Raw genomic sequence first — 12959 nt, 5'->3', positions numbered from 1 at the left:
GTATAGATTTAATGTGTTGCATAATTAAAGTACGACGCGATCTCGACCTGCAATTTTAGCTTCGTACAGTTTTACGTCTGCTCGTTTTAATGTTTTTTCAAAACTATCATCGGATTGATTATTATGTAGTGCAATACCAGCACTTAATGTGACATTAAACTCATATTCGTCATTTTTAAAAGATATTTCAGATACTTGATGGCGGATCATTTCAGCCATATCGATAGCGTCAATTTCATTTTTGAAAAAACCAATTAAAACAAACTCTTCACCGCCGTAGCGCATACAGTAATCACTTTTTTTCGCATTGTGAACCATCACATTTGCTACTTGTTTAATGACTTTATCACCGTTGTCATGACCATGGATATCGTTGATTGATTTGAAGTGATCAAGGTCGATAAATATGACGGTTAAATGATGATCCGTTAGCTTGTTGTGATTAAGCAGCGCTGGTGATATTTCTTTTAAAAATCGTTTGGTATATAAATTGGTGAGCGCGTCGCGTACTGACAGTTCACTTAATTGATGCACAAAATAGTTAACAATGATAAATGTCGTAAAAATGAAAATAAGGAAGCCAAACAGTAATACGCCAGTGGTTCTGAATACTGCCCAGAAGATGTTTGTTTTCATATCATCTAAATATAAGCCTGTGCCAATGAACCAATCCCAGGCAGGGTAGTGGGCGACATACGACATTTTCGGATATTCAGTGGCAGAATTGTGTTTAGGCCAGGTATAAGACACCCAACCACCACCATTTTTAGCTTCTCGAGCAAACTCTTTAAAAATATACTTACCAGTGCTGTCTGCCCAGTTTGTCATGTTAAGGCCGACGAGGTTTGGCATGTAAGGCTGCACTAGGATCTTGCCTTGGCTATCATTGATCCAAAAATAACCATCGTCACCGTAGGTTGCAGACTCAAGCGTGCGCATCGCCATTTTCTGAGCATCGGTTGTGGTTAATTTATGAGATAATTCTAATTGATGAAAATGTTGAATAATACCAAGAGCAGATTCAATGAAATTTTTAGATTGCGCTTTTTTTTCTTCTTCCAAACTGGTCGAAAAGGAGTGATAAAAAAACAATACGAAGGCAACGATCCCAATGATGATCATGACTGACAGGCCTACCAACTTATTTTGGAGAGGGAGTCGGTACGATCTTGGAGAGAGGTTGTGCATTGCCATTCCTAATAAAACATTCTAATGAAATAAAAAGTTATTTTGATATTGTGACGCTGGGAGTCGCCCGAATTATATAGGTTTATATGCTGACAAGCGCGCTTTTTTTATAAATATTGGCAATTATAACACTTAAGTTAGCGGTAACTTAATACGACGTAGTTAGCTGTACGGTGTGTACAACTAAGGTGATAACTATTACGTTAAAAATCAGTACTAAGCTGACATAATGTTAATAATAGTAGCATCTGTATTTATCATGCCATCGGTCACTAGCATGCCTATATTACGAATACTGCTTTCGATGTCCTGTGCAATAATCCCTTGGTCAAATGCCTGGGTATCATTCATTGCAAGCATAAAGGCGGTAACGGCACTGCTCGTTGAAGTTTTTACTTTCATCGCACAAGTCGATTTTGCGCCATCACATACCATGCCTGAGCAATCGCTTAATACGTTTTGGATGGCATAACATGACTGTTCATAATGTCCGCCCGCAAGGTAAACCATTGCCATTGCTGCTGAAGCACTGGTTACTGTATTACCACAGAAAGCGGATAGCGGTGGGTAGTGTTGTTTAATATAAATAGCACCGAGATGACTCAAAATAAGCGCACGGGCGAGTTGTTCGTCACTGGCTTTATAATGCTTGGCAATCATTTCGACTGGCACGGTTGCTGCAATACCTTGATTACCGCTGCCATAATTACTCATAGCTGGTAATATTGCACCACCCATACGCGCGTCTGATGCCGCTGCAGTACGCATAATAATGGTATTGTTGAGATCGGCAGTCATAAAACCGTTCTGGATATTTTTATCTATGGTGCGACCGACCTGTAGCCCGTAAGCATGCGCGAGGCCTTCATCTGCTAAATTTGAATTTAATGTCGCTGCTTCTAGAATAAAGGCGATATCGGCAAATTCAGCGCCCATTGCATAATCATAAATACCTTGAATGCTGATATCGAGGTTATCCGTGATATTGCTAGCGCTTTGGGCTGAGCAGCTGTTATTACTGAATACCAGTTTACCGTTTAATGTTGTCTTCGTTATTTGCGTATGACCACCACTGATTTCGACGACGGCAATATAATCTCGACATTGTGCTTCGACATGGCAATAAATAAACTCTTTTGAATCGGTACGCTTAACAATAACATTACCGGTATCGATCAAGGCTTGTGCTTGAGTTACTTGCTGTGGTGTTATTTGCGCTAATACTTCTAAACCAGCCTCTGGAACACCTGCAATCGCCCCTACTGCTGCTGCAATAGCTAAACCAATCTTCCCGGTCCCGGGTACAAACACGCCCATTGAATTTTTATATAGGTTATCAGAAACGTGAACGGTAATTTTTTCTGGCGTTGCAGGTAGCATATTCGCCGCAACAGCGGATGCATACGCGGCCGAGATCGGTTCGGTACAACCTAACGCAGGTTTTACAAACGTATTAAGTAGTTGCTTATATTGTTGCCATTGGTTATTCATTCGCTATCCCTCATCGGTGCTGACAAATAACTGCAGCAACAGGTAATTTGACGTTAATAGACGTTGGTTGACGCTTCTTTACGTTGATAAGGTTACTGTACGCTTGTATGTGGAGAATATTTTTTCTTATCTGAATGAATATTTAAGAATAAAGAGAATAATATTTCTTATAATTAACCAACAGGCTATCATTTGCGGTGTTGATCACACTTATTTATGGTGTTTTTTCTTCGTTAGGTATTATCTAAAGTAAATATAGCGGGTTTAAAATTGTAGGTTGTGAACTGGGAATCGTACGCATTGCCCATTTTTTGATTATCATGTGCGGTCCAGTTGTTATTACTTTAGTGATAACGCACAATAGACACTTCATTTTTAAGGTGATGATATCGCGTGGATTTACAAGCATTATTGACAATCTCTGTTGCAGATAAAGTAATTGCCAACCCCAAACGAATTGCATTGTTACAGCAGATACAAGTCTGTGGTTCGATTAGTCAGGGCGCAAAACTCGCTGGTATGAGCTACAAAACGGCATGGGATTCGGTGAAAGACATGAATGTCCGATTGTCTGAGCCTGTTGTGCACAGTGAAAAAGGCGGCAAAGGTGGTGGTGGCGCTAAGCTGACTGCTTTTGGGGAGCGCTTATTACAAATGTATGCATTGACTGACCAAATGCAAGATATGGTATTAGCTGCTTTACAAGACCAAACTATTCCGATGAATAATCTATTGGATGTAATGGCCCACCTGTCATTGAAAACCAGTGCGCGTAATCAATTATCAGGCACCATCTTATCATTAGACAATAGCCTAACGAATGCAGATTCTAATCATGATGATTTGAATGTACGTTTGCAAGTTGAGCTGACTAATGGCTTACGGCTCAATGCCTGTGTCACGCAAAGCAGTTGTGCGCGTTTATCACTCGTTGTAGGTAAACCGATCTTAGTTTTATTTAAAGCGCCGGCGGTGAGTATTACGCGAGAGCAGAAATCAGATAGTTCTGAAAATAAACTGCGTGGTGTTGTGCATGAAATTCACAGTAATAGCAAGACGACTGAAGTGAGTTTGAAGCTTATCGATAACAGCTTGGAAGATAATAACAGTACCCCACAACTTATATATGCGTCTATTGATACGAAATTAGCGAATAAATTAAAGCTTGTTGTTGGCGGGGAATATTATGCGGTATTTTCAGCAAGCCAAACGATAGTCGCTTGTATGAGTTAAACTTGGCGTGGTGGTTTTGATAGCTTTGCTAGCATTTTCGCGAGTGCCATGGGAAATTAAGGGGCTACTTAGATAGCCCCTCTGTCCAGATAGCCTAAATACGCTTTTATACCGGCTGTGTACTCAGTAACTCCCCGTTAATATCGAGTTTTATCGCACTTCCATTCGCTAAATAAATCGTATATCCGACAGTGTGTGTTTGGTACATACCATTCACTTCAAAGCATTGTTCTACAGGGGCAAGTTCAATTATTTTGTGATGCAGAGTGCCATCATCAAAAAATACGTCCGTTATTTGAGTTTTAGGGGTATTTTTAAATAACCCACAGACCACACGAGCCGAGGCTATCGTGAATACAATCATTTTCAACTTCCATTATTGTTATTATGCATGTTTGTTATTAACGTGTTTTGTATAATAAAAATATACGCGCGGAAGGTAGCATAGTTGCAAGGGGAAATATGTTTCTCTTACTATTGCTTACAAAAAACCTACTTTTATTCATTGTAAAAGTAGGTTTATGTTTTAAACATCAATGGGAGTGGCTGTTAAGGCTTTGTGGCGGAATTAGACTTCAAATTTATGTATGACCTTGCCTCAATGCCCTGTTCATTTATCTGTAAGCCAGTATTTAAGCGCAGATTATAGTCTTTTAAGTCCAGTAATTCCTGTGGTACTTCTTGGCCACTGAGCTCTGCAGCGGTAACCAAGGGGGTAAACGCTTTACTGTAATCGATTGATAGACTGTAAATACCTGTCGCAGTGATGGGCTCATCACCCTGATTAATAGCTATTTTTTCGGCGTTATCACCATTGAAAATAACCATATGTTCTTTATGCATGATCAACTTGGGGTTAATACCTGGCATTGGCGTGATCGGGATTAAGGAGGATAGTTCGACCACGTTACCGTTGGCTGGTAATTTAACATTGGCGAGCTCAGGCCTAAACGTTGCAATAATATTATAGAGTGCTCTTGGATCATCGGCCGATAAGCTGATGATCGCATCTAAGCTCTTAATCGTCAGCTCACTTTGACTTTCATCTAAGCTGTAATCTATGACTGCACCAGAAACACCTTTAACCTCATTGGCCATTGCCGTCATAACGCCAAGCATTGCTGGGTTATTTTGTTGTATGGCAGCTTGCATTTGTTGTAACGGTGGACAGGTATAACTTGGTTGTTGCAGTTCATTCCAAATATTATTAATAGCCGGAGATAAGCTGCCCACATCAAGTCCAATACCCAGGGCTAAAACGGTATTATTTAAATCGCTGACGTATGCGGGTATGAAACCTGTCATCTGGGTGAGTGCGGTTAGTATGGTCTGATTGTTACTTTCGACCACCATCGACATATCAAATGTGGTGTTATCGTTGTTTATATCAAATTGATTAAATCCGAATGCGGTACGTGGCCAGTTACTTGCTATACCTGTTAGTTCTGCTTTACAGTCGGGCTGTTGGTATATCAACAAAGGGTCTTCACTTTGTGAGGACATCAGTTTAGCAATATGCTGGCCAAGTAAACTCTCATCAGGACTGGTAATCGCTTGGATCATTGCTTGATGGTTTAGGTAGCCGATTGATTGTTCAGTAAACTGATGTTTTTTGATGAGGTCGTTGAGTGTGTTTGCATCAGCTAAAGATCGTTCTACAGGGGTTAGTCCTAATGCATTTTCTAATAATATGGGATCATTTAATCCGCTATTAAAAGTAATTGTCAAAATATTATCATGTTGGCTAATAATCAGCTCGAGTTGTGTAGTCTCTGTTGTGTCAGTAAGTTGATAGGCACGATAATCTCGTTGTTTTATTTGCCGCTGTTCATGCGTGAAGCTACTCTTAGCTTCAGCTTCATCTAGTAACACCCATATTGCATCTGGGTTGATCACATCGATTTTGAAGACTGGGATCATGCCGAGGGTGTAAAAGTAAGCTTGTAGTTCTTCTGCAAGACCAAACGTTGTCATAAATGCATCGGCATCTTGCATTGTGCTTAGATAGCGCTGGATCAAGGCTAAGAAAAAATTTGCTTTACTGTTGCTTGGATCATAGCTCTCACTGGCGTATATAGAACTCATGATCTCATCAGGTGATGCACTGTAGGTATCTGCTATTGAGTTGATGTAATCTTTGATCGGGAAGGGGGTTAGTTGACCTGAAAATATAGGTGTATTTTCCGGTATATAATTTAATACAGCACTATTTACTACATTGTTATCTGAATTGTCACCTGCATTCTCTGCTGTACTTTCAGTCGAACTCTGTGTGACGAGGTAACCGGCAGTTGCCGCAACCGCCACTAGCGCGCCTGCAATTAAAATCCTTTTCATCGTATTCCTCCATTTTATGCTGTTAATTACAGTATGGTATATTTATCAAATTTTCGTCGCTATACAGACAACATGTAGGCGATATGTACCGTCAGTATGAAACTCTAAAGTATTATAAAGGTGAATATTAATTCGTTTTCTTTTTTAATCATACTGGAAACTATGTCTACTTATTACTATTAAATTAGTGTAATACTTTGATTTAGTAGTTAATTAGATAGTAAAATGAAATGTAATAGTGTGTTGTGTTTTAATAATATTGAAAGAGTCTACGTGAACATGGAAAGTGAGAATTATAGCGATCTTGATATCCCTATTGAAATGCTAGAAAACTGGCAAGGACTGATTGAACATATTGCTAATGTTGCCTCGATACCGACATCACTTATTATGCGCTTACAGCCTGAAACCATTGATGTCTGTGTCACTAATAGGCACCCCAAAAATCCTCTTCACGTTGGTGATGCTGAATCGTTAAACGGCAACTTAATGTGTAAAACAGTGATTGATTCGCAAAAAATGCTCATTGTCGATAATGCGTTAAAATCTCAACTTTGGTGTGATAATCCGGATGCTAAACTGGGGCTGATTTCTTATTGTGGCTTACCTATTAATTGGCCGACGGGTAAAGCGTTTGGCACTATCTGTATGCTTGATAACAAAGAAAATGGTTATACAGATTCAGAACGCCAACTGTTAATTTTATTTAAGAACATGGTCGAAAATAGTCTTACGATCTTATACCAGCAATATGTTTTAGAAGAGAAAGTTAAAAAAAGAACCGCAGAGCTTGAACAAGTTAATTTACAATTAACTAAAGCGTTAGATAAATACGCGGCCGCAGAACAAATCATAGAACAGCAAAAATACAGTCACGACCTTACTGGTTTCCCTAATATCCATGAATTAGAAAAGCAGTTTAACGCTAATATTATTGCCAGTGATAAACCCGCGGCGTTAGTTCATTTACGTATTACTAACTTAACCCAAATCCGTAATAATTTAGGGCTAGAGTACTCGCAACATATAACCTGCTATATCGCTGATAAATTAAGACAATTATGTCCCGTGGATACTTATTTGGCTTTGTTGTCCGATGATGATTTTGCCATTGTTTACCAACAAGGTAACGATGATCTCAGTAATGAATTAATGGTTATCATTAATAATTTAATTTCAGGGCTTAACGAAGCAGTTTCTTTTGCTGGGCAGAAAGTGAAAATCACACGCTGCATGGGGATCTCGCTTTATCCGGAACATGGTACAAATTTCTTAGAATTGATGCACAATACCAGCGTTTCAGCTTCTGAATGTCAATTGCATAACCGTGATTATCAGGTCTATGACGCCTCGTTAAAAGCCGAACTGATGGACCGATTTCAACTTGAATCACAGCTAATGCATGCATTACCTAACAAGGAATTAAGCCTGCACTATCAGCCATTGTTTGATGTGGCGAATGAAAAGTTAATTGGCGCTGAAGCATTATTACGCTGGCATAATCCACTGTTAGGCTTTGTCGGGCCGGATCAATTTATTCCAGTTGCCGAAGAGTCGGGGATGATGATTGAAATCGGTTATTTTGTGTTGCGCAGTGCGATAAAACAACTTGCTAGTTGGCAGGTATCTGGTAACGATGACTTCTTTGTAGCTGTGAATATCTCACCATTACAACTTGCCGATCCAATACTCGTGGATACGATTGAAGCCTTATTAGAGACCCATAACGTCAAAGCGACATCGCTGGAAATAGAAATTACTGAAAATGTATTTTTAGGTAATCAAGATGGTGTCTTACAAGTATTAAGACGCATTGATGCATTGGGGATCAGAATTGCCTTAGATGATTTTGGTACGGGTTATTCTTCGTTGAGCTACATTCATCGTTTCCCGTTTAGTACGGTGAAAATTGACCGTAGTTTTATTGCTAATCTTGAAACATCGTCGGTTAATCAGCATTTGGTTACGGCGATTATATCAATGGCTAATGCGTTTGATTTAAAAGTGGTTGCTGAAGGTATTGAAGATAAAATCCAAGCCAACTTTATTGAAAACGCGGGTGGGCATATTTACCAAGGTTATCATTTTGGTCGACCGGTAAATGTCGATGACTTTACGCGTCAATACATTTTATAAGAGAATGTATAAGAGCATGTATAAGTACGTATATAAATACATGCATAACTAAAAGCTTAGAATACAAAAATGCCGATTAACAGTGATGAGTTACTATCACTTATTAATCGGCATTTTTTATTTATAAAGGTATAGATTAAGCCATTGTTTGTTCTGCTTGGCTGTCTATTGATTCATCTTTTGATTTTAACAAGCGACTGGTGATAGTCCCGGCGGTCATTGAACCACTGACATTCAGTGCTGTACGCGCCATATCAATTAATGGTTCAATCGAAATAAGCAGTGCTGCAATGGCGATAGGTAAACCCATTGCAGGTAACACGATAAGTGCTGCGAATGTTGCACCGCCACCTACGCCAGCAATACCAAACGAACTCACCATGATAATAGCGACAAGTGATAAGATGAAACTAAAGTCCATCGGGTCGATACCGACACTTGGCGCAACCATGACCGCTAGCATCGCAGGGTAGATACCCGCACAACCATTTTGACCAATCGTCGCCCCAAATGATGCTGATAGGTTGGCAATTGCTGGTGGCACGTTTAGCTCGTTAATTTGCGCTTCTACATTTAATGGGATTGTTGCTGCGCTACTGCGAGAACTAAAAGCAAAGGTCAGTACTGGCCAGATTTTTTTGAAGAACTCTGTTGGTTTCACGCCAACAAATGAAACCAAAATGCCGTGCACAACAAACATCAGTAAAATAGCCACATAAGATGCTACAATGAAACCAAGTAAGTTAAGAATATCACCAGCACTTGATGTTGCCACAACCTTCATCATTAGCGCTAAGATACCGTAAGGTGTGATCGCCATGATCATCTTCACTAAACGCATTACGATAGCTTGTGATACATCAACAAAAGTATTGATCGGTTTTGCTAATTCTGCGTTTTCTGCGCTGACTTTAAGCGCTGCAATACCGACTAGAATACCAAAGATAACCACGGCAATAATTGACGTTGAACGTGCACCTGTTAAATCAGCAAATGGGTTCGTAGGGATAAAGCTAACTAACATTTGTGGAATACTTAAATCGCTTACTTGTCCTGCGCGTGATTCAATCACAGCGACACGGGCTATTTCGCGCGAACCTTCAGTTAGACCTTCAGCAGATAAACCAAATAATTGTGCGATACCGATACCAATAAGCGCTGACAGCATTGTCGTAAACAATAATACGCCGATGGTTAAACCACTAATTTTACCCAGTGAACCTGAGCGCTCTAATTTAACAACCGCAGAGATCATCGATACTAATACTAATGGCATGATCACCATTTTCAGTAAGCCGACGTAACCTTTACCAACGATATTAACCCAATCTAAGGTTTCTTTAATGACACTGCTGCCTTCGCCATAGCCAACTTGCAATAGCAAACCAAATACACTACCTGAAACAAGGCCTAATAAAACCAAGCGTGAAAGGGTGTGACCTTTACGTTGTTGGGTATTTAATAAATAAAGGAGAATACCAAATACTGCTAAGTTAGCAGTAACTACTAATGACATGATCAATTCCTGTGAGTGGTTTTAGCTTAAACAACCGGATAGCACTACCTTGTGCAGTGTTTTTAAGCTATTTAATTACAATGGGTTGGATTTATTTCAGCAGATTACACTAGTGATTACGTTACCAAAAAGAATTAAAATTCATTAGATATTACTTTTGGGCATATAAACGCGAATGAGTTTCAACAAATGACTAAGTATGAACAGTCGCGTTTGCTGTATGCATTACCATTGCGAGTGCTTTATCATCAAATTTCGATGTAGATGGATAAGCAGCTTGTGTTATCGATCCCTTATTATAAGTTACCACCTCATAATGAGTAACTTACTTGAGTATAACTGTCTCAGATCAACGAAATGTTGGCTGTTAATCAACTTGGTGAAAAATTAAGTTGAATTATTCAAAAAATGTTGAATAATAGGGGCACATTATAAGTGACCTAAGTCACAACAATAGTCTGAAACAGGAATCGTACTCACATGTCTAACTCATTTGTACTCGTGATCAACTCTGGTAGCTCATCGTTAAAATTCGCACTTATCGACTCAAATACCGGAGATGCTGTTCTTAATGGATTAGGAGAGTGTTTTGGCCTTCCTGAAGCGGCTGTTAGCTGGAAGTATGAAGGGCAAAAATCTGAAGAAGCTATTACCGCTGCAGGCGATCACCATGAGCTTGCAATTAATCGCATCGTTACTCTAATTGATAGTTTAGGCCTAACGTCACAAATTGTTGCTGTTGGCCATCGTATCGTGCATGGCGGCGAGAAGTTTACTAGTACAGTACGTATTGATGAGACGGTATTAAACGAAATTCGTAACCTGTCAGATTTAGCACCGTTGCATAACCCTGCAGGTGCGAAAGGTATTGAAGCGGCAATGGTTGCTTTCCCTGCATTACCACAGTTCGCTGTATTTGATACCGCATTCCACCAGACTATGCCTGAAAAAGCATTCACTGGCGCTATTTCTCATAAGCTTTACCAAGACTATGGTATTCGCCGTTATGGTTTCCACGGCACGAGTCATTATTTCGTGAGTCGTGAAGCAGCGAAAATGATTAACAAACCTATCGAAGAAAGTAGCTTTATCTCTGTTCACCTAGGTAATGGCGCATCTGTTTGCGCAATCCGAGATGGCCAAAGTGTGGATACAAGTATGGGCTTTACACCATTAGCAGGCCTAATGATGGGCACACGTTGTGGTGACTTAGATCCAGGCATCATTGAGTTCTTACTTAAAAAAGGTTGGACACAAGACGAAGTTTATAAAGAGTTGAATACTAATTCAGGCTTTATGGGTGTGTCGGGTTTAACAAGCGACTGCCGCGGTATCGTGGAAGCAATGGAGCAGGGCCACAAAGGTGCTACATTGGCATTCCAAGTATTTACTTATCGCGTAGCGAAATATATAGCGTCATACATGGTAGCGCTTGAATCGCTTGACGGGATTATCTTTACTGGTGGCATTGGTGAAAACGCACTACCAATTCGCCGTGAAGTATTAGCTTACTTGAAGATCTTCGGTTATAAAGAAGATGAAAAAGCCAATGAATCTGCACGATTCGGTAATGGTGGATTGATTACTGAAGCGGGTACTCCTGCTGTTATGGTTATCCCAACCAACGAAGAATTTGTTATTGCGCAGCAGTCGGTTGAACTACTGTAAGGTATAATTAAACAATACCCTCTTTCGTGTAGATTGAGGGTATTTTTTTGAGTTCTTATTAATGCTTAGCATATTGACAATATAGCCAGTCTTATAGATAATTTATCGTAATGTAATAAGAAGAGTTTATGATGCTAATACCAACGCATTTAATCAAGATGATCAGTTTGTTGCTCGTGAGTATTGTACTCTCAAGCATGGTTATCTATGCTCCTCTTTCTGCTCATAACTTGCCATATAAAGCTGAAGCTATCGAACATGAAATGCATTGTGATGCGGCGTGTATGATGGAAACCCCATTAGTAGGGAGCTGCTGTGAATCTTTGGAAAGTAATATTGAAAATCAGTGTTGTTTCCCAAATGCTACGACAAGTCATGCCATTATTTCGATGTCCGCTTTGAATGCTCACCAGCCTTTTACGCTAAGTCTTATTCATCGAGACTGCCCTCAAGTTAGTTTCGCTATTCCAGATAGCTTGTATCGACCTCCTATTGCTTAATATTGCCTGATATTCACACCCAAACTCCCAATAGAGTTGGGTATTTCTATTTTTCGTTAACGACATCTCGATATGCCACGATATTTTCGCCCAAGGCGAAGGTAATGTTGGCGCCTGCGTTAGAGGAAAAAGGATAGACAAATTTAACACTGCTTTAGATAAAGAGAGAACGATTGAACTCGTCTATATGCAAGGTGTTTAAGTTATTTAAATTAAGTAATGACTCCAAGTTTAAGGAATTTATAATGACAACAGTTACAAAATTAATTGCCATATTATCGATCGCGTTTACTTCAGTTGCATTCGCCAAACCGACGATTGAATTATACAAGTCACCAGCATGTGGTTGCTGCGTTGAATGGGCTGATATCATGGAAGAAAAAGGTTATAAAGTGAATGTAAATCACCAACGTGATTGGAGTGCAGTGAATAAAAAATTCGGTATGCCAAGTCAATTAAACTCTTGTCATACAGCGGTTGTCGACGGTTATATGGTTGAAGGACATGTGCCAGAAAAGGATATAGCGCGTTTACTGCGTGAACGTCCGAGCGATATATCAGGTCTTAGTGCGCCAGGTATGCCTCAACACTCACCTGGTATGGCTGCACCAGGTCAAAAGTACAAAGATTTTAACGTTATTGCTTTTGATGAAAATGGAAGCCTGAGTTTATATTCAAAGTATTAAGGTCATAATGGGGGGAGGGCTACAAGTGAGCCCTACCTATATTCGGCACAGGGCTTTGTTTGATATTTCTGTGATTACTCAACAGTCGCTAGAGCTGCTGTAAATGATGATTTTATAAAATCGTGATATGAATCTCCGCTCCTGTAGCGGTTTTTTTTAATTTTTTTTAGCTCATTTAATTATCCACGTTGTACATACTTACCT

General features: G+C 39.7%; 10 protein-coding genes. 5 read left to right on the top strand and 5 right to left on the bottom strand.

The annotated features are described in order from the left end of the window. Positions 1-24: 24 nt before the first annotated feature. The gene (locus FR932_RS10470) at positions 25-1122 is read right to left on the bottom strand and encodes a cache domain-containing protein (protein ID WP_019440568.1); all 1098 of its coding nucleotides are present in this window, start codon (positions 1120-1122) and stop codon (positions 25-27) included. Between the two features lie 282 nt (positions 1123-1404). After that, a complete protein-coding gene (locus tag FR932_RS10465) occupies positions 1405-2679 on the bottom strand; it encodes an L-cysteine desulfidase family protein (RefSeq protein ID WP_019440567.1) in 1275 nt (424 codons plus the stop codon). 393 nt (positions 2680-3072) lie between these two features. Between FR932_RS10465 and FR932_RS10460 the strand changes: the two genes are divergently transcribed. Next, a complete protein-coding gene (locus FR932_RS10460; protein ID WP_019440566.1) occupies positions 3073-3912 on the top strand; it encodes a TOBE domain-containing protein in 840 nt (279 codons plus the stop codon). Between the two features lie 106 nt (positions 3913-4018). Here the strand turns inward: FR932_RS10460 and FR932_RS10455 are convergent, their stop codons facing one another. Next, positions 4019-4276: a hypothetical protein gene (locus FR932_RS10455; protein ID WP_019440565.1), complete on the bottom strand. Its 258-nt coding sequence runs from the start codon at positions 4274-4276 to the stop codon at positions 4019-4021. Positions 4277-4461: 185 nt separating this feature from the next. Beyond that, positions 4462-6249 carry a hypothetical protein gene (locus FR932_RS10450; RefSeq protein ID WP_019440564.1) on the bottom strand — a complete coding sequence of 596 codons (1788 nt, stop codon included), beginning with the start codon at positions 6247-6249 and terminating at the stop codon, positions 4462-4464. A gap of 279 nt (positions 6250-6528) precedes the next feature. On the opposite strand from FR932_RS10450, the gene FR932_RS10445 reads away from it, so the two are divergent. Next, positions 6529-8385, top strand: coding sequence for a bifunctional diguanylate cyclase/phosphodiesterase (locus FR932_RS10445; RefSeq protein WP_019440563.1), 1857 nt, complete (start codon positions 6529-6531; stop codon positions 8383-8385). A gap of 136 nt (positions 8386-8521) precedes the next feature. Here the strand turns inward: FR932_RS10445 and FR932_RS10440 are convergent, their stop codons facing one another. Next, positions 8522-9901, bottom strand: a complete 1380-nt coding sequence (locus FR932_RS10440) for an L-cystine transporter (RefSeq protein ID WP_019440562.1) — start codon at positions 9899-9901, stop codon at positions 8522-8524. A gap of 480 nt (positions 9902-10381) precedes the next feature. On the opposite strand from FR932_RS10440, the gene FR932_RS10435 reads away from it, so the two are divergent. From FR932_RS10435 to FR932_RS10425, 3 genes are all read left to right on the top strand, one after another. Then, on the top strand, positions 10382-11569 hold the full coding sequence (locus FR932_RS10435; RefSeq protein WP_019440561.1) for an acetate/propionate family kinase: 1188 nt from the start codon (positions 10382-10384) through the stop codon (positions 11567-11569). 128 nt (positions 11570-11697) lie between these two features. Further along, positions 11698-12069 (top strand): hypothetical protein, encoded by a 372-nt coding sequence (locus FR932_RS10430; RefSeq protein ID WP_019440560.1) that lies wholly within the window; start codon positions 11698-11700, stop codon positions 12067-12069. A gap of 245 nt (positions 12070-12314) precedes the next feature. After that, positions 12315-12755 (top strand): DUF411 domain-containing protein, encoded by a 441-nt coding sequence (locus FR932_RS10425; RefSeq protein WP_019440559.1) that lies wholly within the window; start codon positions 12315-12317, stop codon positions 12753-12755. The last annotated feature ends 204 nt before the right edge of the window (positions 12756-12959 follow it).

It is taken from the genome of Moritella marina ATCC 15381, from assembly GCF_008931805.1.
Lineage (GTDB): Bacteria > Pseudomonadota > Gammaproteobacteria > Enterobacterales > Moritellaceae > Moritella > Moritella marina.
Note: the sequence above shows the minus strand (reverse complement) of the source record. Positions and strands in the feature narration are given on the sequence as shown.

Coding starts and splice junctions, on each gene's coding strand:
- FR932_RS10470 (WP_019440568.1), bottom strand. CDS start 1,122: ATGATCATCATTGGGATCGTTGCCTTCGTATTGTTTTTTTATCACTCC.
- FR932_RS10465 (WP_019440567.1), bottom strand. CDS start 2,679: ATGAATAACCAATGGCAACAATATAAGCAACTACTTAATACGTTTGTA.
- FR932_RS10455 (WP_019440565.1), bottom strand. CDS start 4,276: ATGATTGTATTCACGATAGCCTCGGCTCGTGTGGTCTGTGGGTTATTT.
- FR932_RS10450 (WP_019440564.1), bottom strand. CDS start 6,249: ATGAAAAGGATTTTAATTGCAGGCGCGCTAGTGGCGGTTGCGGCAACT.
- FR932_RS10445 (WP_019440563.1), top strand. CDS start 6,529: ATGGAAAGTGAGAATTATAGCGATCTTGATATCCCTATTGAAATGCTA.
- FR932_RS10440 (WP_019440562.1), bottom strand. CDS start 9,901: ATGTCATTAGTAGTTACTGCTAACTTAGCAGTATTTGGTATTCTCCTT.
- FR932_RS10435 (WP_019440561.1), top strand. CDS start 10,382: ATGTCTAACTCATTTGTACTCGTGATCAACTCTGGTAGCTCATCGTTA.
- FR932_RS10430 (WP_019440560.1), top strand. CDS start 11,698: ATGATGCTAATACCAACGCATTTAATCAAGATGATCAGTTTGTTGCTC.
- FR932_RS10425 (WP_019440559.1), top strand. CDS start 12,315: ATGACAACAGTTACAAAATTAATTGCCATATTATCGATCGCGTTTACT.